Genomic DNA, 19,874 nt, shown 5'->3' on the forward strand with positions numbered 1-19,874 from the left:
GGCTAAGCGCGAGACGCGCGTCGCGTACATCCGTTTCGAAGCGGATGTTCGCGGCGCGCGTCTGCGTGTGCCACTGCCTGCGGTGCTTAGGGACTTCCCCTATCGGGGGTTCGTGGAGCGCGCTACGGTCACCAGCGAACCGTGCCGTGCCGTGCATCGGAACAGCTTCTGTTCCTGTCGTGGACGAGACCACCCCGCACCTCTATTCGATTGGACACTCACGTGAGTTCTTTCTTCAGGCGTATGATTTTAGCGCCGGATTCAGCGCCGAACCCGGCGCCAACATCCCGCACACGCCGTCGCGCCACAATCGCGGCGGCCGTCACTTTCGCCCTGGTGGGCGCTTCAGCATTCGTCGGCGGTAACCTCCCGGCCAGTGCTGTCCCCGCAGTGACCGGCGTCACCGGCAGCATCGGTCTGCCCGGCGGCACTCGCATGGACTTCACCGCTGGCCGCTACATCGTGACCCTCAGCGACGAGGCCGTTGCGCTGTATCGGGGTGGTGTCAATGGTTTCTCGGCGACGATGCCGGGTATTGGAGCCAAGCTGGACGCGCAAAGCCGCTCGGCCGAGACCTACCGGGACTATCTCAAGCGGGTGCAGGGTGAGGTGGCGGCATCCGTTGATGCGAGCGTGGGGTATTCCTACACGCTTGCTCTGAACGGATTCTCGGCGCAACTGAGCGGCAAGCAGGCGGCCGCCCTCGCCGGGAAAAAGAATGTTGTATCGGTGGTCCCCGATACGCTCAAACACCTGGTCGCCGAGTCGTCGACCGACTTTCTGCGGTTGAGCGGCCCGACCGGGGTCTGGTCCAAGCTGGGCGGCCCGAGCAAAGCCGGCAAGGGCGTGGTGATCGGGGTACTCGATTCGGGAATCGCCCCGGAGAACCCGTCATTCGCCGGCGAAACCCTCGGAACGACGCCCGGCGATGAGCCGTGGCTTGACGGAGACACAATCACCATGACCAAGGCCGACGGCAGCACCTTTACCGGGAGTTGCCAGACCGGCGAACAGTTCGCGGCGAGCGATTGCAGCACGAAACTCGTCAGTGCGCGGTATTACCTCGACGGGTTTGGCGCCGATCAGATCGGCACCACCTCGATCGCCGAGTATGTTTCGCCGCGCGACGGCGACGGACACGGTTCGCACACGGCCAGCACCGCCGGCGGCAACTTCGAGGTCGCCGCCAACATCAACGGCGTCGATTTCGGCTCCATCTCGGGTGTCGCTCCGGCCGCGAAAATCGCCGCCTACAAGGTGTGCTGGTCGGGCGCTGACCCCACGACAACGGATGATGATGGTTGCGCCGAATCCGACATTCTGAAAGCCATCGACCAGGCCATCTTCGACGGAGTCGACGTAATCAACTACTCCATCGGTGGCGGTCCGGCCCAAACCACGTTCTCGGCCTCTGACCAGGCGTTCCTGGGCGCTGCGGCGGCGGGAATCTTTGTGGCGGCATCCGCTGGAAACGCCGGCCCTGGTCCGTCGACCGTGGACAATGTCGCCCCGTGGATCACCACGGTCGCGGCGAGCACGATTCCGGCCTTCGAAGCCACCGCCACCCTCGGTGACGGCTCGGCCTATGCCGGAGCGTCGATCACCGTCGACCGCACGCCGGTGGCGACGCCGCTGTTGGGTTCACTGGTACGGGCCGATCTCGTGTCGGTCGACGGCTTTGACCCGACCGACGCGCTGCTCTGTGCTCCGAACTCGCTCGATACGACGAAGGTAGCCGGCGCAATCGTATTCTGCGAGCGCGGCGTCTACGACCGAGTCGCCAAGTCGGCCGAGGTTTTGCGGGCCGGTGGCAGCGGAATGGTGCTGGTCAACCGCACTCCGCTCGACGTCGATCCGGATGAACACTCGGTGCCGAGCATCCACTTGGACGCTCCTGCTTTCGATCCGATCTTCGCCTATGCGGCGACGGACGGCGCGACGGTCACATTCACCACCGACAATACGACCGCCGAGCAGACGCCGGTACCCCAGGTTGCCGGATTCTCCTCGCGCGGACCCTTGCTGGCCGACGGCGGTGACCTGCTCAAGCCCGACATCGCCGCCCCCGGCGTTGGCATTCTCGCCGACGGCGCCAACGCGGCCTGGGATGACCCGACCTTCCAGTTTCTCTCGGGCACCTCGATGGCGAGTCCGCACATCACCGGCCTGGCCGCCCTGTACCTCGGCGTGCGCCCGCTTGCGACGCCCGCCGAGATCAAGTCGGTCATGATGACGACCGCCCTGGACACCGTCGATTCCGCCGGTGTGCGCGTGACCGACCCGTTCGCGCAGGGTGCCGGACAGGTCACCCCGTCGGCAATGGACTTTCCAGGGTTGATCTACCAGAGTGGTCCGGCCGACTGGCTGGCCTACCTGCAGGGAATCGGGTTCGATGCCGGCGTTTCGCCGATCGACGCGAGCAACCTGAACCTGGCGTCGATCCAGATCGGTGCACTCACCGCGCCGGAGACGATCACCCGCACGGTGACGGCCGTACAGGTTGGCACTTACACCTCCACTCCGATCGAGATTGCCGGCATTGATGCGGTCGTTTCTCCGGCCGAGATGACGTTCACGAGTGTCGGTGAGACACAGAGCTACACGGTGACGTTCACTCGAACGGATGCCCCGCTCGACGTGTTTGCCACCGGCTCGCTGGACTGGGGCTACGGCGATGGCGGCTCGGGTGACCCTGGCGACTTCTTCTCCATTGTGCACAGCCCGATCGCGGTTCGTCCGGTCACCGTCGTAGCCCCCACCCAGGTGAATGGCACCGGCGTGGACGGCACCGTCGACGTGACCGTCGCTCCCGGCGGATCAGAGCCGGTCGCGCTGAACCTCAGCGGCCTGGCCAACGGGGTGCACCAGAACAACGCCGACGACCCGTCCAGCCCGCACACCAATGCAGGCACGACCGGCGACCAGTTCGCCTACGAGATGGAAATCCAGGGCGACCGGCTGGCCCGGTTCGACCTTAACGCCGTGGATGATTCCACCGACCTCGACCTGTTCGTGCTGCTGCTCGACGGCCCGGGTGGCAAACCGATCGCCGGCTGGCAGTCGGCCACCGGGTCCGCCGATGAGCAGGTCGACCTGAGCGACCCGGAGGCCGGCTTTTATCAGGTCATCGTTGACGTGTTCTCCGGCACGACCGCGTTCGACGTGAACACCTTCTCGGTTTCGTCTGGCGAGCCCACGAACGGGTTCGCGACGACGACGCCGACGATTCAGGGGCCGCAGGGCGTGCCGATCACGTACGCGCTGAGATGGGCCGGCCTCGTACCGAACACGCCGTATCTGGGCGTGGTCGACTATGGCGACAGCACGGCGTCGACGATTCTCGCCATCGCGGCGAGCGAAGGCAGCGAACCTGTGCTGAACACGGTGGCGCCAAGCATTTCGGGCACGCCCGAGATCGGTTTGGTGCTGACGGCTGACCCCGGCCAGTGGAACACCGAGGGTCTGACCTTTGGCTTCCAGTGGCAGAGCGACGGCGTTGACATCGCCGGCGCGACCTCGGCGACGTTCAAGCCGGCCGCGGCGCTCGCCGGAACGACGCTGACCGTGCTAGTCACCGCTTCGGCACCGAACGGGGCCAGCAAAACGGCGACCTCGGCCGGGGTCGTGGTGAAGTATGCCGCGAAGGTGGCGGTGAGCCTCAACCACCGAGCCGTGTTCTTCTCCAGTCGCGTCACCGCGTCTATCACGGTCACCAGCAAGGGTGAAGTCGGCGACACCGCCACCATCACCGTCGACAAGCGCCGCTTCACGGTGACGCTCGATGAGAACGGGCGCGGCAGCGTCACCCTGCCGAAGCTCAGCCGTGGCCTCTACAAGGTCGCCGGGCAATACGCTGGCAACGCGCTGGTCGCGCCCGCGAACAGCGCGTCGCGCTCGCTACTGATCGTGCGCTGACCCCGTGGTAGTGGTGCCCGGGCCCCGGCTTCTGTACCCGGTCCGGGCCCGGAAGGTAGGCCCGGGCCGCGAACGCGGTGCGTGGCTGGGCAGCTTAGGCTGGAGGGATGCGACTGGCGGGATGGATGCGGGGGCGACTCCGGGCATCCGCTGTACCCGAACCGGGTGTTACTCCGAAGCCGCGGCTCAACCGCGACGTGATTGTGCTCGGCGTCATCGCGTTTTTTGTGATGGTGGGCTTCGGCGTCGTCGTTCCGGTGTTGCCGGTCTACGTGCAGAGCTTCGGGGTTGGCAACCTCGAGGTCGGCGCGGTCGTCTCGGCATTCGCGCTCATGCGATTCGTGTTCAGCCCGGCGTGCGGTCGCCTGATCGACTGGGCCGGGGAACGCACCGTGCTCGCGATCGGAATCGGCATCGTCGCGCTCTCCAGCGGACTGGTCGGCCTGGCCGATAGCTATCTGCAACTGTTGCTGCTGCGCGGGGCCGGCGGCATCGGCTCGGCCATGTTCTCGGTGTCGGCGATGACGTTGCTGCTGCGCACCGCCGAACCGGGCCGCCGAGCCCGCGCGATCGGCTTCTACCAGGGCGGATTTCTCATCGGCGGCATGGCTGGCCCGGCGATCGGCAGCTTGCTCGCGACCATCTCGCTGACGGCTCCGTTCTTCTTCTACGCCGGAACCCTTGGCGTGGCCGGCTTGGTCGGGCTGTTCTTACTGCGGTCGGGCGGGCCGGGCAGCGCGCTGGCCGGCGCCGACGCATCCGCTGTGCGGACGCCGTTTCGCACAGTACTGCGGGATGAACGCTTTCGGGCGGCCTGCCTTGCCAACTTTGCGCAGGGCTGGACCTCGCTCGGGGTGCGCACGACGCTCATTCCGTTGTTTGTGGTCGTCGTGCTCGGTGGTACGAGCTCGTGGACCGGCATCGCCTTCGCTGCCGCGGCCGTTGCTCAGGCGCTCGCTCTCGCGCCGGCGGCCCGGTTCGTCGATACCGTCGGACGCAAACCGGCCATCATCGGGGCTTTCGCGGTGGCCGGAGTTGCGATTGTTGCCATCTCGTTCGCGCCGAACATCTGGGTGCTCGGTGCCCTGCTCTGCGTCTACGGGGTCGCCGCCGCGTTTATGGGAACCGCGCCGGCCGCAGCGGTGGGCGACGCGGCCGGTGCGCGCGGGGGCCGGCCGGTCTCGGTGTTCTCCATGTGCGCGGATGCCGGTGCGATCGTTGGTCCGCTGGTCGCCGGTCTGCTCGTCGATACCTTCTCGTTCTCGGTCGGATTCGCCGTGGGCGGAGTGTTCCTGCTGATCGCCGCTGCTTATGCTCTGCGGATGCCGTCGGAACGTCGCGCCTGAGACCATTGGAGCGGCGTCAGGGCAGCTGGGCGCGTGTGGCGTATTCAGAAAAATCGGGCATTGCCCATCGGACTTGTGCATGACTGCGGGGCGCTCGCAGGGCAGTGGTGGCGGATTTCCTGAATTAGCCACAGAAAGGCGCGCGTGAGCGGTCTGGCTGAACACGGGATGGGAATACCACGGGCGGTGCATGCGTTTGCATGAATATCAAAATCGCCAGGAGGACCTCATGACCGTTCAGACCGCCGGACTGCACCACGTCACCGCGATTGCCGGTGCCCCGCAACGCAATATCGACTTCTACGTGACCGGGCTGGGACTTCGTCTCGTCAAGAAGACCGTCAACTTCGACGACCCGGGTACCTATCACCTGTACTACGGCGATGATTCCGGCCGGCCCGGCTCGCTACTCACCTTCTTTCCCTGGACCGGCGTTCGCAGCGGCCATGCCGGCGCCGGCCAGTCGACCACGACCGCGTTCTCTGTTCCGGCCGGCAGCATCGGCTGGTGGAAAGACCATTTCGCCAAGCTCGGTGTGGAATCCGCAGTGGCTGGGCGTTCGTCCCGCGAAGAGCGGCTCTCGCTGCGCGACCCCGACGGGCTTCAGCTCGACCTGGTGGCATCCTCAACGGTGGATCCGCGCAATCCCTGGGATTCCGCATCCGTTCCGGCTGAATTCGCAGTGCGCGGGCAGCACTCGTCGGTGCTCACCGTCGCCGACCCGGCAAAGACCGTTCAGGTGCTCACGGACGACCTCGGTATGCACATCATCTCCGAAACGGATGGCCGCACCCGCGTTGGTGCCGGCGATGGCGCGCCCGGAAACCTCGTCGACGTGCTCGCCGACCCCTCCGGAACCCCGGGCCTGACCGCCGGCGGCAGCGTGCATCACGTGGCCTTCCGGGTGCCGGACCGCGCCACCCAGGCCGAATGGCGCGAACAGCTAGCAGAACGCGGCTATGGCGTGACCGCCATCCTGGACCGTCAGTACTTCACCTCAATCTATTTTCGCGAACCCGGCGGCGTGTTGTTGGAACTCGCCACCGACACCCCCGGCTTCGACATTGACGAGCCGCTGCTCGAGCTTGGTCGCGCGCTCAAGCTGCCGCCGTGGCTCGAGCCGAGCCGCGAGGCCATCGAGAACGCGGTCGCGCCGATCGTGCTGCCGCCCGAGAACAACCCCGCGGCAGTTTCGGCTGCACTTTAGTGGGCGCCGAACTGAACGCCGAGTGGCCGCACCTGTTTCATCCGGGCTCGGTCGGCGCACCTGTGCTGCTGATGCTGCACGGAACCGGCGGTGATGAGCAGCAGATCAGTGCACTGGCCGGAGCGATCGACCCGAACGCCGCAGTGCTCGCGCCGCGAGGTCGAGTGACGGAGAGCGGCATGAACCGCTGGTTCCGCCGCTTGTCGGAGGGTGTCTTCGACACCGACGATGTGGCTCGGCGAGCTGATGACCTCGCCGGGTTCCTGGTCTGGGCGCGCAATCACTACGACCTGGGGGATCGCCCGCTCGTCGCTGTGGGATTCTCGAACGGCGCCGACATCGCCCTTGCCACGGCGCTGCTGCACCCCGAGGTGCTGTCGCGGGTCATCGCGTTCTCCGGGATGCATCCGCTCGACGCGTCTGAGCTCGACGGTGCTGAGCTCAGCGCACGGGTCGCGGCCAGCGACCTGGCGGCATCCACTGTGCTGCTGCTGAATGGTGAGAGTGATCCGATGGCACCGCTGGCGAGTGTGCAGAAGCTCGTCGTTCTGCTCAAGCAGCGCGGAGCGAAGGTGCTGCAGAAGCTGCGCCCCGGTGGCCACGGCATAGCCGAAACGGATGTCGCCGCCGCAGCGGCCTGGCTGTCGGGTCATTCGTAGCTGGTCGCAAGAATGGAAAGGTTCCCGATTGACGCGTGTCAATCGGGAACTTTTGCGTTATCGGTGGGCGGCTAGCGGAGTTCTTTGCGACCGGAGATGACGCCGCTGACCGTGGCGACGACGGCAAAGAACACCGTGATGATCGGTAAACTGAGGTCCCACCAGGCAATCGCGGCCGCACCGAAAATAGCGATTTCGATGAAGGCCTTGCCGAAAGGGTCGAGCTGGAAGACTGCTTTGGGGGAGCGGAACAGGCCCCAGACCAGAATGGCGAAGGCGGGGGCCGCGAGGCCGACCAACACACCGGGCCACGGGAGAGGCCAGGCCATGAAACCCCAGATTCCGAGGCTGACGAAGGCGAAGAGTTCGAGCACGAACCGGAGCATGTCGTTGGGGCCGATTTTCGGCAGGTCGCGCGTATCTGTCACTCGCTAATCCTACCGATCCATGGTGCCCCTGCTTTCCGGGCACGGTCCCGTAAGGTGAACCCGAAACCAGAGGCGCGCTACTTGAAGATGATCGTGCGGGCGCCGTCGAGCAGCACCCGGTTCTCGGCGAACCACTTCACCGCCTGGGTCAGCGTGCGGCTCTCCTCGTCCTGCCCGATCGACACCAACTCGGCTGGCGTACGCGAGTGATCGACCCGCACCACGTTCTGTTCGATGATCGGCCCCTCGTCGAGGTTTCCGGTCACGAAGTGCGCGGTCGCGCCGATGAGCTTCACTCCCCGCGCGTGCGCCTGGCGGTAGGGGTTGGCACCCTTGAACCCCGGCAGAAATGAGTGGTGAATATTGATGGCGCGCCCGTTGAGCCGCTCGCAGAGCTCCGGCGAGAGGATCTGCATGTAGCGGGCGAGCACGACGAGTTCGATATCGAGCTCGTCGACCGCCTCGATGATGCGAGTTTCGAAGGCGGCCTTGCTCGCGGCATCCGTTATCGGCAGCGATTCGAACGGCACACCATAGAATCCGACCAGGTCGCGCAGCGTGCCGTGATTGCTCAACACGAGCGGAATTTCCACCGGAATCTGCCCGCCGCGCTGGCGGAACAACAGGTCGTTGACGCAGTGCCCGGCCGAGGACGCGAGCACGAGTGTGCGCAGCGGACGCCCGACGACATCGATGACCGAGGCCATCGCGTAGCGCTCGATCACCGGTGCGAGTGCCGCCTCGAGTTCGGGCTGGGTGGCCGGTGACTGCACCTGCAGCCGCATGAAAAACCGTCCGGTATCGTCGCTGGAGAACTGCTGGCTTTCCGAGATGTTGCCATGCGCCTGCACGATTGCGCCACTGACGGCGTGCACGATGCCGGGCTGGTCGGCACAGACCAGCGTGATTACCCAGTGGTGCGGGGTCGAAGAAGTCATTGACTCAGAATACCCGGCACGAGAGCGGATGCCGCGGCTCGCTCACCTTGCCGCCGCATTGGGTTTGGGTAGACTACGTGGTGGTCGCACTGAACAAGTCGGCCCCGGGCGCGCACGTCGGCGCGCAGTCGAGTAGCTTCGGCCTCGGTGTGAATGGTTCCACCGGTCGACCTCGTCTCCCCAGCTTCGAATGCAGTCATGACCAACACCGCCAGTATTTTCTTGCCCACCGGGTCGAACCCGGTCATTGCCCCCACCCGCTCCGGCCGGGTCGACCCTCCCTTCCCGTGGGTCGGGTTGATCACCCTGTCTGCCGCAGTGTTCCTCTCGGTCACCAGCGAAATGTTGCCGACCGGCCTGCTCCCCGAAATGAGCCGTAGCCTGAATGTTGCGCAGTCGCAGATCGGCCTCCTGGTGTCGTGGTTCGCGTTCACGGTTGTGCTCACGAGCGCACCGGTCGCCATCTGGACCCGACGATTCCCGCGGCACGACCTGATCATCGTCGTGCTGGTGATCTTCGCGGTGAGCAATATTCTCACCGCCATCGCACCGACCTACGAGTTCGTCGTCGCGGCGCGGGTGCTCGGCGGCGTCGCCCACGGCCTGTTCTGGTCGGTGGTTGGTGCCTACGCCGGGCACCTCGTGCCTAAAGCGCAGATCGGTCGCGCCGTCTCCATCACGGTCGCTGGCGGCACGCTCGCCTTCGTCTTCGGTGTGCCGCTCGGCACGGCGGGCGGCCACCTGGTCGGCTGGCGGCTCTCCTTCGTTGTCCTCGCCGGGCTGATGCTCGTCGGCGCGGTCCTGGTCTGGAAATTTCTACCACCGGTGGCGCGGTATTCAACCGGCGCACCGGCATCCACTGCGAAGAAGTCGGCCACGAAAACTTCGCGCGACGCCACGGTGCCTGCGGTGGTGCTGATCTGCATCATCACCGGCATCACCATGATCGGCCACTACAGCTTCTACACCTACATCGCGCCGTTCCTGCTCGATGGGCTCGGCGTCGACCTCGGTTTCGTGGCCCCGCTGCTCTTCGCCTACGGCGTCGCCGGCGCAATCGGACTGCTGCTGGTCGGCACTGTTTTCGGCCCGCGCCCGAGCCTTGGTCTGATCCTGGGCCTGGCCATGAGCGCCCTTAGCGTGAGTATCCTGGCGATGTTCACGGCAACCCTTCCCCTCGCGATCGCCGCGTTCGTGCTTTGGGGAATGGCGTTCGGTATGCTCCCCCCGCTCATGCAGACCCGGATGTTGCACGTCGCATCCCCCGAAATCCGCGATACTGCAAGTGCCTTCTACACGACCGCTTTCAACGCTGGAATTGGCGGTGGTGCACTACTTGGAGCGTTGCTGATCGAGAGCGTCGGCCTCGAACTGGTGCCGATCATCTATGTAGGACTGCTGGTTGTCGCCCTCGCGCTGGTGATCGTCACCGACCGCATGACCCAGCGCCGCGCCCGCGCCTGAGCGCTTAACCGTCAGACTCCATGCAGCTAGTTGTGCGGATGGTCGGAGAGCGGACGGTTGGCGACGACGGGTACGCGGCCGGTGAAGCCGTCGCGGGCGGCCGCGATCTCGATAATGCGGCTACGGCAGGCATACCACCCGACCATGAGCCCCGGAATAATGAGCACGAGCGAGCCGATCGTGAGCGTACCGACCGGCCAGTCGAACGCCATCAGCACGAGCACACCGACCAGGAACACGAGCGTGACATAGCCGGAGTACGGCGCCCACGGCATGCGGAAAACCGGACGCACCAGGATGCCCCGCTTGGCCCAGGCCTGCAGCCGCAGCTGGCAGAGCACGATCATTCCCCAGGCGCTGACGATGCCGATCGCGGCCATGTTCAGCACGATCTCGAAAGCCTCATCGGGCACGATGGCGTTGAGCGCCACACCGAGCAGCGTCACGACCCCGGTCAGCAGGATGCCGCCGAACGGCACCCCGGTGCGGCTGATCCTGCCCGCGAAGCGCGGCGCTGATCCGGCAAGGGACATCGACCGAAGTATGCGTCCGGTGGAATATAACCCGGCGTTGAGCGACGACAGCGCCGCAGTGAGCACGACGAGGTTCATGATCACGTCAACACCGTCGACCCCGATCGTACCGAAAAACGTGACGAAGGGGCTCTCGCCGGCCTGGTAGGCCGTATACGGCAGCAACAGTGAGAGCAGCAGAATCGATCCGACGTAGAACACGGCGATGCGAATGATGACCGTATTGATCGCCTTCGGCATGACCTTCTCGGGATTCTTCGTCTCGCCAGCGGTGGTGCCGACGAGTTCGATTGAGGCGTACGCGAACACCACGCCCTGCACGACCAAAACGGATGCGATCAGCCCGTTCGGCAACCAGCCTCCGTTTTCGCCGATCAGCGCAAAGCCGGCCGTGGCCCCGTCGAGGGGAGTGCCGAAGATCACCATCCAGGTTCCGACGAGGAGAAAGGCCACGATCGCGAGCACCTTGATCAGCGCGAACCAGAATTCCATCTCGCCGAAAACCTTGACCGAGAGCAGGTTGAGGAACATGACCAGCGCGAGCGCGGCGAGGGCGTACAGCCACTGCGGCACCGCACCGAACGGTGCCCAGTAGGTCGCGAAGAAGTTCATGTACAACGCGACAGCGGTCACGTCGACGATCGCCGTCATGGCCCAGTTGAGCCAGTACAACCAGCCAGTCACGAAGGCCGTCTTCTCGCCGAAGAATTCGCGCGCGTACGACACGAAGGAGCCGGAGCTCGGGCGGTGCAGCACCAGTTCGCCGAGTGCTCGCAGAATGAGAAAAGCGAAGAAGCCGCAGATTGCATAGATGAACACCAGGGCGGGACCTGCGCTGGCAAGGCGTCCGCCCGCACCGAGGAACAATCCGGTGCCGATGGCACCGCCAATGGCGATCATCTGCACGTGGCGAGACTTGAGTCCCTTATGCAGGGCGTCATCCTCGTGAACGCCCAAAGCGTCTTCGATGTGCTCGAACGGCGTCTCCTCCGACGGGTTCGCGTGGTCGTGGTGACCGTGCGGTTCCGAGGACGAGGAGTTCGGTGCGGGCGTGGGGAAGGGCTGCTGGCCGCGGGTGGGGCTCAAAACGAAACTCGATTTCGCTGGCCGGTCACGCAGAAAGCTTCGTGGCACGGGAAATGGCCGGAAACTGTACACTCGCGCGCTTCTGGCGGCGGGCAACGTCGACCGGGGGGATAGCGCAACCCTACCCCGCGGTCCCGCGCGCTCGGCCGCAGGATACTCCTGAGCGACAGCCCGTCAGGGTGACACCTGTCGGCGGGTAAACTAGACCCCCACACCCCGACCTGACAAGCCTGGAGGCCGCATGATTCAATTCCTCCTCGCGTTTGTCGTTCTTTCGGTGCTCACGCCGTGGCTCACCCGGCACCTCGGTACCCGCGTCTTCTACCTCATCGCCCTGCTGCCGGCCGGAGCGTTCGCGTACACGCTCACCCAGACCGCCACGGTCACCGCCGGCGGGGCCGTGACCCAGTCGATCCCATGGATTCCGCAGCTCGGCATCAGCCTCTCTTTTCGGGTCGATACCCTGGCCTGGCTGCTCGCCCTCGTGGTCACCGGCGTCGGTGCCCTCGTGCTGGTCTATTGCGCGCGTTACTTCACCGACGACGAACCGAGTCTCGGCCGGTTCGCCGCGCTGCTGCTGGCCTTCGCCGGCACCATGTACGGCCTGGTCACCGCAGATGATCTGGTGATCATGTTCATGTTCTGGGAGATCACCAGCGTGCTCTCCTACCTGCTGATCGGGCATTACACCCATAAACGGGAGAGTCGCGGCGCCGCCCTGCAAGCCCTGATCGTGACGACCTTCGGCGGCCTGGTCATGCTCGTGGGCGTCGTGATGATCTCGGTCGCTTCCGGCACCACGAGCCTGGCTTACATCGTGGCCAACCCGGTGACCAGCACGATGGGCAGCTGGGCGATTCTGCTCATCCTGATCGGGGCGCTCTCCAAGAGTGCACTCGTGCCGTTCCACTTCTGGCTGCCCGCCGCGATGGCCGCGCCCACCCCGGTCAGCGCCTATCTGCACGCCGCCGCCATGGTCAAGGCCGGCATCTATATCGTCGCCCGGCTCGCTCCCGGCTACGCCGACAGCGACGGCTGGCTACCGGTGCTCGTCACCCTGGGCGTCTGGACCATGGTGGTCGGGGCCTGGCGCGCGCTGCGTCAGTACGACCTCAAGCTGCTGCTCGCCTACGGCACGGTCAGCCAGCTCGGCTTTCTCATGATCGCGATCGGATTCAATACCCGCGACACCGCACTCGCCGGGGCCGCCTTGCTGCTCGCGCACGCCCTCTACAAGGCCACCCTCTTTCTCGTCGTCGGCGTTATCGACCACCGCGCCGGCACCCGGGACTGGCGCAAACTCAGTGGTGTCGGCCACAGCGCCCCGACGCTCGCGGTGATTGCGCTCGTCGCCGTCGCGTCAATGGCCGGGCTGCCCCCGCTGTTCGGTTTCGTCGCCAAGGAAGCCGTGTTCACCTCGCTGCTCGACGCCGGCGTCGGGGGATCCGGCTGGGGCTACGCGGCCCTGATCGGCACGGCCGTTGGATCCGTGCTGACGGTGGCTTACAGCATCCGTTTCTTCTGGGGTGCGTTTGGAACGCGCAAGAAACAGCCGAACACTGTGCTGCACGCGAGCCCTTGGGACACCCTGCTCGCGCCCGGCGTGCTCACCGTCGCGACGATCGGCCTCGGCCTGTTCGCCTCGCTGCTCGACCCGCTGCTCACGCCCTACGCCGACACCGTGCCGGGCGCGGGCAGCGTCACCGAGCCGCCCTACCATCTCGCGCTTTGGCACGGGTTTGAACCGGCCCTGTACCTGAGCGCCGTCGTTCTGCTGCTCGGTGCGCTGCTGTTCCGGGCGCGCCGGGGAGTGTCGAAATTGCAGGCGAAGGTGCCCGACTACATCGACGCCGGCCGCGGCTACGGCAAAGCCATCCGCGGCGTGGATCGCGTCGCCGCCCGGGTCACCCACTTCGCCCAGCAGGGCGGGCTGCCGCAGTATCTCGGTACGATTCTCAGCGTGTTCGTGGTCGCCCTCGGCTTCGCGGCGTTCGTCAACCGCACCTGGCCCGGAACGATCGTGCTCTGGGACTACCCCGGCCAGGTATTGATTGCCCTGATCATGTCCATTTGCGCGGTGATGGCGGCTCGGGTCGGGCAGCGGATGACCGCGGTCATTCTCGCCGGCGTCACCGGCTACGGCCTCGTCGCCCTGTTCGCCTTTCATGGAGCGCCCGACCTCGCTCTCACCCAAGCCTTGGTCGAATCGATCACGCTCGTGATCTTCGTGCTCGTGCTGCGCCGCCTACCGGCGAACATCGCCCAGCACAACAAACCGGTGCGCCGCAAACGCCGCCTGCTGATCGGCAGCCTAGTCGGCCTGGTCATGGGCACGATCGGTTTCATCGCGCTCGGCGCCCGCGACTTTGCGAGCATCGCCGGCGCACTGCCGCGCCTCTCGGTCGACGATGGGCACGGTGACAATATCGTCAACGTGATGCTCGTCGACATTCGCGCCTGGGACACCATGGGCGAGGTGTCCGTGCTCATCGTCGTCGCGACCGGCGTCGCGAGCCTGCTGTTCGTCTCCGGCCGGAACTCGGTCGTGCCGCGCCTGAAGGAATCCCGCAGCCTGCGCTCGGGCGCCAACCGACGCCGCGTCGTGGCCGACCCGGAGCTGTCCAGCGACGGGCATGCCGTCACCCGGCAGGCGTTCCTGCTTGCTGGGCGCAAGAACGACCCGCGCAACCGGTCGATCCTGATCGAAGTGCTCGTGCGGTTGCTGTTCCATCCGGCCATGATCGTGTCGATCTACCTGCTCTTCGCCGGCCACAACCTGCCCGGCGGCGGTTTCGCCGGCGGGCTGCTCGCGGGCCTTGCCCTCGTGGCCCGCTACCTTGCCGGGGGGCGCTACGAACTCAGCGAAGCCGCCCCGATCGACCCGGGCAAGATTCTCGGGCTCGGCGTCATCCTCGCCGTGGGCATGGCCGTCGTCTCGCTGTTCTTCGACGGAATCCCGCTTGAATCGGCCTACTTCACCGCCACGGTGCCCGTTCTCGGCGACCTGTCGTTTGGCACCTCGACCATCTTCGACATCGGCGTCTACCTCGTCGTTATCGGCCTCACCTACGACATCTTGCGCAGTCTCGGCAGTGAGATCGATCGGCAGAGTGAGAATGACGAGATCGGGCCGCGGCCGCACACCGCTCTCGAGGCCGCATCCACGGCAACTCCCAAGGAGGTCGTCCGATGAGCGCCTCCCTCACCCTCGTCATCGTCATGGCTGTTATGTACGCGGCCGGCGTCTACGTGATGCTCGAACGCAGCCTGACCCGGGTGCTGATCGGCTTTCTGCTGGTCGGCAACGCCACCAACCTGCTCATTTTCATCATGAGCGGACGCCCCGGCAGCTCGCCGATCGTCACCGGCACGAGCGTTCAGGACATGGTCGACCCGATTCCGCAGGTGCTCATGCTCACCGCGATCGTGATCAACTTCGGCATCACCGCGCTGCTGCTCGCCCTCATCTACCGGTCCTGGTGGCTGGCCCAGCTCGGCGACGAGGGCGACACCCTCACCGATGAGCACGCCACCGAAAGCGCAGGCGACGCCGACGCCACCTTCCGTTCCTCCTCCGACGATGACGACGCGATTGCCGAGTCCATCGACGAGTTTGAGCGCGGCGACGGCGCCACCAGTGATGAAGACACGTCGAAAACGGATGCTGCCGGCCGCGCCGGCGCATCCGCTTCAGATGAGAGGAACGCGCGATGACCGCCCTCGTTCCCCTGATTGTCTGCCTGCCGTTGCTCGGTGCGGCGATCGCGCTGATGCTCGGCCAGCGCCGACGCCTGCAAGTCATCGTGAGCGTTCTCAGCCTCACCGCGGCGACCGTGATGAGTGCCGTGCTGCTCGTACTGGTCGACCGGTTCGGACCAGCCGTGGTGCAGGTCGGCGGTTGGGACGCGCCGTGGGGCATTGTGCTCGTCGTCGACCGGCTGTCGGCGATCATGCTGCTCATCTCGGCGCTCATGCTGCTCGGCGTGCTGCTGTTCGCGGTCGGCCAGGGCATCATCGACGGTCATACCGAAACGCCGGTCTCGATCTTTCACCCGACTTATCTCGTACTGGCCGCTGGATTGTTCAACGCCTTCGTGGCCGGTGACCTTTTCACCATGTATGTCGGCTTCGAGATGTTGCTCTCGGCCAGCTACGTGCTGCTGACCCTCGGCGGCACCGGCGCGCGCATTCGGGTGGGCATCACCTATATCGTGGTGAGCCTGGTGTCGTCCCTGCTGTTCCTCAGTGCGATCGCCCTCATCTACGGCGCCACCGGCACGGTCACCCTCGCCCTGATCGCTGAACGGATGCCCGACCTCCCCGCCGATATTCAGCTGATTCTCGGTCTGTTGCTGCTGCTCGCCTTCGGGGTGAAAGCGGCCGTATTTCCGATGTCATTCTGGCTGCCGGACTCCTACCCCACCGCGCCAGCGCCGGTTACCGCGGTGTTCGCCGGGCTACTCACCAAGGTCGGTGTCTACGCGATTCTGCGCACCCAGACCCTGTTCTTTCCGGACAACCAGTTCGCGACGCCGCTCATGGTCGTCGCCGCGCTGACCCTGCTGGTGGGCATTTTGGGCGCGCTCGCCCAGGCCGACATCAAACGACTGCTCTCGTTCACCCTGGTCAGCCACATCGGCTACATGCTGTTCGGCATCGCGATCGGCACTCCGCTCGCCCTCGCCGCGACCATCTTCTACGTCGTGCACCACATCACGGTGCAAACAACCCTGTTTCTGGCAGCCGGGCTGATCTATCGGGTCGGCGGAACCACGTCGCTGTCGCGACTCGGCGGGCTGCTGAAATCGTCGCCGCTCGTGGCCATTTTGTTCTTTCTCGGCATGCTCAACCTCGGCGGAATCCCACCCTTCTCCGGTTTTCTCGGCAAGATCGCCCTGTTTCAGGCCGGCACAATCGTGGCCGACCCGCTCATCTACGTGCTGATCGGGGTCGGCGCGCTCACCTCGCTGCTGACCCTCTACGCCCTCGCCCGGGCCTGGAACCTGGCGTTCTGGAGGCCGAAGAAACAGGTGAAGGACTACACCTCGTCGATGTCGGCGCAGCTCGTGGAAGACCCGCAGGACGCTGGGCTCGTGCAGAAGAAGACGATCTCGCCGCTCATGGTCGGCGCGACCATCTCTATGCTCGTGCTGACCCTGGGGCTGACGGTGTTCGCCGGGCCGATCTTCGACCTGACCACCCGAGCTGCCGCCAATATCAGCTCGCCGTCGACCTACATTGATGCCGTGCTCCCGAACGGCACCGGCTCAATCGAAGACAGCAACGTCGGCACCAACTTTGTGGGGGGCGCGAAGTGACCACGCCGCGCGAACGCCTCGAAGCAGTCGGCAACCAGATTCCGCCGCTGATCGCCCTGATCGTGCTGTGGATGCTGCTCTGGGGCGAGTTCTCCTGGCTCAACCTGCTCGTCGGGCTCGTCGTTGGCATCGTCGTTACCGTGGCGTTCTATCTGGTTCCGGTGCAGCTGAGTGGGCGGCTGCATCCGTTGGACGCCGTCGTCTTCTTCGTACGACTGATCCTGGACATTGTGCGCGCCTCGATCGACGTGTCCTGGCTTGCCGTGAAGCCGCGGCTGGTCACGTCGAATGCAATCCTCGCGATTCGACTGCGCACCCGCAGCGACCTCATTCTCACCTGGACCGCCGTGGCCACATCGATCGTTCCCGGCTCGATCGTGGTCGATATCGACCGGGAATCGTCGATCCTCTACCTGCACGTGCTCAATATGCAGAGCGCTCGCGATATCGAAAGTTTTCGCCGCCGAGTGCTCGCCGCCGAGCGGCGCATCGTGCGCGGTTTCGGCTCGCGCGAAGACGTTGAACGGCTGCGCGGGGTGCGGCCCGTAGATCGGCGCGCCCAGCGAATGAACGGAAAGGAACCATCATGATGTTGCAGATTGTGGCCGTCGTTGCGTCGATCATGTTCGGCGTCGGTGCGCTCCTGGCCGTGTACCGCATCGTCGTCGGCCCGAGCGTGCTGGACCGGGTCATTGCCTCCGACGTGCTGGTCGCGACGATCATTTGTGCCCTGGCCGCGGAGATGGCTCTCAACCGGCACACCGATACCCTGCCGGTGCTGCTCGTTCTGGCGCTGTTCGCGGTGCTCGGCTCCCTCAGCGTCGCCCGCTTTCTGCCAGCTCGGGACAGCGCATGAGCGCCGTACTGCACGACATGCTGACGGCGATTCTAGTGCTCGCCGGGGCCGCGATGTGCCTCGCGGCCGGAATCGGGCTGATTCGCTTTCCCGACGTTCTGTCGCGCCTGCATGCCGCGACCAAGCCGCAGATCTTCGGGCTCATGACCGTGACAGCGGATGTCGCGATCAACAATTTCTCCGTCGGCACCGTCACTCTCGTGGTCGCCATCGTGGTGTTTCAAGCGCTGACCGCGCCGATGGCCGCGCACCTGGTGGGCCGGGCCGCCTATGAGACCGAGCACCTGCGCCCCGACCTGCTTATCGTTGACGAGTTGCGCGATCGCCGCGCTGCCCGCTGATCCGGTTGCGCGGCGCGGTCGCCTGGCCAGCTCGCCCGGCTCGCGGCGCTTGCTAGAGATCGGGGCGCCCTAGCTGGGGGTACCGGCGTCGCTACCGAGTACCGCGACGACATGAGGCCGAGCCAGCGAGTGCCGCGACGACCGGGGTCGCGCCGGCCTGAGGCGCGGCGCCGCGAAAAGACGCACGCGGCGGCATCCGCTGATAGGCTGGCGGAGTCGCAACTGGCGTAGCACGAAGATGGGTCACCATCGGGGAGCGACTGACACGGTTAGTGGCCGCACGCCTGGGCCGCAACATCCATATAAGAGGAGAACTCCGTGCCTGATTCCGCCACCACTATGCAGTCAAATTACGCAGTGCAGTCGACTTTCAACGAACCGCTCTCGGTCGTTGACCCCGAGATCGCCGCCGTGCTCGAGCAGGAGCTCGGCCGCCAGCGCGACTACCTCGAAATGATCGCGAGCGAGAACTTCGTTCCGCGCGCAGTGCTGCAGTCGCAGGGTTCCGTGCTCACCAACAAGTACGCCGAAGGCTACCCGGGGCGCCGATACTACGGCGGTTGCGAGTATGTCGACGTCGCCGAGCAGCTCGCCATCGACCGGGCAAAGAGCCTGTTCGGAGCCGCCTACGCGAACGTGCAGCCGCACTCCGGTGCTACCGCGAACGCCGCGGTCCTCTCGGCCATCGCCACCCCCGGTGACACCATCCTCGGCCTCGAGCTGTCCCACGGCGGCCACCTCACCCACGGCATGAAGCTCAACTTCTCGGGCAAGCTGTACAACCCGGTGGCGTACGGCGTTGACCCGGAGACCTTCCGCGTCGACATGAACGTCGTGCGCGACACAGCCATCGAGCACAAGCCGAAGGTCATCATCGCCGGCTGGTCGGCCTACCCGCGTCACCTCGACTTTGAGGCCTTCCGCGCCATCGCCGACGAGGTCGGTGCGCTGCTCTGGGTGGACATGGCCCACTTCGCCGGACTCGTCGCCGCCGGCCTGCACCCCTCGCCAGTGCCCTACGCCGACGTCGTGTCGAGCACCGTGCACAAGACCCTCGCCGGCCCGCGCTCGGGCTTCATCCTCTCGCGGGATATGACCCTGGCCAAAAAGCTCAATTCCAACGTGTTCCCCGGCCAGCAGGGCGGCCCGCTCATGCACGTAATCGCCGCCAAGGCGACTGCGTTCAAGCTCGCTGCCGAGCCCGAGTTCAAGGAACGTCAGGAGCGCACCCTGCGCGGTGCCCGAATCCTCGCCGAACGCCTGACCGCTGACGACTCGCGTGAGCACGGCATCGATGTACTCACCGGCGGAACCGACGTGCACCTCGTGCTCGCCGACCTGCGCCACTCCGAGATTAACGGCCAGCAGGCCGAGGATGCCCTGCACGAGGTGGGCATTACGGTGAACCGCAACTCAGTTCCGTTCGACCCGCGCCCGCCGATGGTCACTTCGGGCCTGCGTATCGGTACGCCGGCCCTGGCCACCCGCGGATTCGGAGATGCCGAGTTCACCGAGGTTGCCGATGTCATCGCCGCGGCCCTCAAGCCCGGCGCCGACATTACAGCGCTCCGCACCCGCGTCAGCGTGCTCACGCAGGCGTTCCCGCTGTACTCCGGGCTGGAGCAGTAGCTCTTTCGAGAACGGATGCTGCTGGCCGGTCTGGCCGGCAGCATCCGCCTTCTCGTGCTTGCCTGCGAGTGAACTGTGCGATCTACTTCTGCCGCACCTTGGTTTGAAGCCCGTGATCTGGGCCCGCATTATAACTGGCCTGCGCTCCGGGCCG

General features: G+C 65.7%; 15 protein-coding genes and 1 riboswitch. Of the genes, 12 read left to right on the plus strand and 3 right to left on the minus strand.

The window, feature by feature from the left end; genetic code table 11:
* Positions 1-222 precede the first annotated feature (222 nt).
* From CXY73_RS12685 to CXY73_RS12700, 4 genes are all read left to right on the plus strand, one after another.
* Positions 223-3,915: a S8 family peptidase gene (locus CXY73_RS12685; RefSeq protein ID WP_233198314.1), complete on the plus strand. Its 3,693-nt coding sequence runs from the start codon at positions 223-225 to the stop codon at positions 3,913-3,915.
* Positions 3,916-4,022: 107 nt separating this feature from the next.
* Positions 4,023-5,261, plus strand: coding sequence for an MFS transporter (locus CXY73_RS12690; RefSeq protein ID WP_233198315.1), 1,239 nt, complete (start codon positions 4,023-4,025; stop codon positions 5,259-5,261).
* Positions 5,262-5,490: 229 nt separating this feature from the next.
* Complete coding sequence (locus tag CXY73_RS12695) at positions 5,491-6,468, plus strand: ring-cleaving dioxygenase (RefSeq protein ID WP_104138290.1); 978 nt, start codon at positions 5,491-5,493, stop codon at positions 6,466-6,468.
* A complete protein-coding gene (locus tag CXY73_RS12700) occupies positions 6,468-7,127 on the plus strand; it encodes an alpha/beta hydrolase (RefSeq protein WP_104177918.1) in 660 nt (219 codons plus the stop codon). The genes CXY73_RS12695 and CXY73_RS12700 overlap by 1 nt, the downstream gene beginning before the upstream one ends.
* 71 nt (positions 7,128-7,198) lie before the next feature.
* Here the strand turns inward: CXY73_RS12700 and CXY73_RS12705 are convergent, their stop codons facing one another.
* Together CXY73_RS12705 and purU are read right to left on the minus strand one after the other, a co-directional pair.
* Positions 7,199-7,555 carry a YrdB family protein gene (locus CXY73_RS12705; protein ID WP_233198316.1) on the minus strand — a complete coding sequence of 119 codons (357 nt, stop codon included), beginning with the start codon at positions 7,553-7,555 and terminating at the stop codon, positions 7,199-7,201.
* A 77-nt stretch (positions 7,556-7,632) separates the two neighbouring features.
* Positions 7,633-8,493: a formyltetrahydrofolate deformylase gene (purU, locus tag CXY73_RS12710; protein ID WP_104138285.1), complete on the minus strand. Its 861-nt coding sequence runs from the start codon at positions 8,491-8,493 to the stop codon at positions 7,633-7,635.
* 198 nt (positions 8,494-8,691) lie between these two features.
* On the opposite strand from purU, the gene CXY73_RS12715 reads away from it, so the two are divergent.
* Positions 8,692-9,957 (plus strand): MFS transporter, encoded by a 1,266-nt coding sequence (locus CXY73_RS12715; RefSeq protein ID WP_104138387.1) that lies wholly within the window; start codon positions 8,692-8,694, stop codon positions 9,955-9,957.
* Positions 9,958-9,983: 26 nt separating this feature from the next.
* On the opposite strand, the gene CXY73_RS12720 is transcribed toward CXY73_RS12715, so the two are convergent.
* Entirely contained in the window at positions 9,984-11,459 is a 1,476-nt protein-coding gene (locus CXY73_RS12720; RefSeq protein ID WP_233198327.1) for an amino acid permease, read from the minus strand.
* Positions 11,460-11,817: 358 nt separating this feature from the next.
* Here CXY73_RS12720 and CXY73_RS12725 point away from each other — a divergent pair, with 358 nt between their 5' ends.
* The 7 genes from CXY73_RS12725 to glyA all read left to right on the plus strand — a co-directional run bounded on the left by CXY73_RS12725 (position 11,818) and on the right by glyA (position 19,720).
* On the plus strand, positions 11,818-14,769 hold the full coding sequence (locus CXY73_RS12725; RefSeq protein ID WP_104138282.1) for a Na+/H+ antiporter subunit A: 2,952 nt from the start codon (positions 11,818-11,820) through the stop codon (positions 14,767-14,769).
* On the plus strand, positions 14,766-15,290 hold the full coding sequence (locus CXY73_RS12730) for a sodium:proton antiporter (RefSeq protein ID WP_104138279.1): 525 nt from the start codon (positions 14,766-14,768) through the stop codon (positions 15,288-15,290). The genes CXY73_RS12725 and CXY73_RS12730 overlap by 4 nt, the downstream gene beginning before the upstream one ends.
* On the plus strand, positions 15,287-16,894 hold the full coding sequence (locus CXY73_RS12735; RefSeq protein WP_104177919.1) for a Na+/H+ antiporter subunit D: 1,608 nt from the start codon (positions 15,287-15,289) through the stop codon (positions 16,892-16,894). Before CXY73_RS12730 ends, CXY73_RS12735 begins: the two co-directional genes overlap by 4 nt.
* Positions 16,891-17,484 carry a Na+/H+ antiporter subunit E gene (locus tag CXY73_RS12740; RefSeq protein ID WP_104177920.1) on the plus strand — a complete coding sequence of 198 codons (594 nt, stop codon included), beginning with the start codon at positions 16,891-16,893 and terminating at the stop codon, positions 17,482-17,484. Before CXY73_RS12735 ends, CXY73_RS12740 begins: the two co-directional genes overlap by 4 nt.
* On the plus strand, positions 17,481-17,750 hold the full coding sequence (locus tag CXY73_RS12745) for a monovalent cation/H+ antiporter complex subunit F (protein ID WP_233198317.1): 270 nt from the start codon (positions 17,481-17,483) through the stop codon (positions 17,748-17,750). The genes CXY73_RS12740 and CXY73_RS12745 overlap by 4 nt, the downstream gene beginning before the upstream one ends.
* A complete protein-coding gene (gene mnhG / locus CXY73_RS12750; RefSeq protein WP_104138266.1) occupies positions 17,747-18,091 on the plus strand; it encodes a monovalent cation/H(+) antiporter subunit G in 345 nt (114 codons plus the stop codon). The genes CXY73_RS12745 and mnhG overlap by 4 nt, the downstream gene beginning before the upstream one ends.
* Positions 18,092-18,299: 208 nt before the next feature.
* Positions 18,300-18,388, plus strand: a riboswitch (ZMP/ZTP riboswitch).
* 42 nt (positions 18,389-18,430) lie between these two features.
* Positions 18,431-19,720, plus strand: a complete 1,290-nt coding sequence (gene glyA, locus CXY73_RS12755; RefSeq protein WP_104138263.1) for a serine hydroxymethyltransferase — start codon at positions 18,431-18,433, stop codon at positions 19,718-19,720.
* The last annotated feature ends 154 nt before the right edge of the window (positions 19,721-19,874 follow it).

The organism is Cryobacterium sp. Y50 (assembly GCF_002929805.1).
GTDB lineage: Bacteria > Actinomycetota > Actinomycetes > Actinomycetales > Microbacteriaceae > Cryobacterium.

Coding starts and splice junctions, on each gene's coding strand:
- glyA (WP_104138263.1), top strand. CDS start 18,431: ATGCAGTCAAATTACGCAGTGCAGTCGACTTTCAACGAACCGCTCTCG.
- CXY73_RS12690 (WP_233198315.1), top strand. CDS start 4,023: ATGCGACTGGCGGGATGGATGCGGGGGCGACTCCGGGCATCCGCTGTA.
- CXY73_RS12715 (WP_104138387.1), top strand. CDS start 8,692: ATGACCAACACCGCCAGTATTTTCTTGCCCACCGGGTCGAACCCGGTC.
- purU (WP_104138285.1), bottom strand. CDS start 8,493: ATGACTTCTTCGACCCCGCACCACTGGGTAATCACGCTGGTCTGTGCC.
- mnhG (WP_104138266.1), top strand. CDS start 17,747: ATGAGCGCCGTACTGCACGACATGCTGACGGCGATTCTAGTGCTCGCC.
- CXY73_RS12695 (WP_104138290.1), top strand. CDS start 5,491: ATGACCGTTCAGACCGCCGGACTGCACCACGTCACCGCGATTGCCGGT.
- CXY73_RS12735 (WP_104177919.1), top strand. CDS start 15,287: ATGACCGCCCTCGTTCCCCTGATTGTCTGCCTGCCGTTGCTCGGTGCG.
- CXY73_RS12730 (WP_104138279.1), top strand. CDS start 14,766: ATGAGCGCCTCCCTCACCCTCGTCATCGTCATGGCTGTTATGTACGCG.
- CXY73_RS12725 (WP_104138282.1), top strand. CDS start 11,818: ATGATTCAATTCCTCCTCGCGTTTGTCGTTCTTTCGGTGCTCACGCCG.
- CXY73_RS12745 (WP_233198317.1), top strand. CDS start 17,481: ATGATGTTGCAGATTGTGGCCGTCGTTGCGTCGATCATGTTCGGCGTC.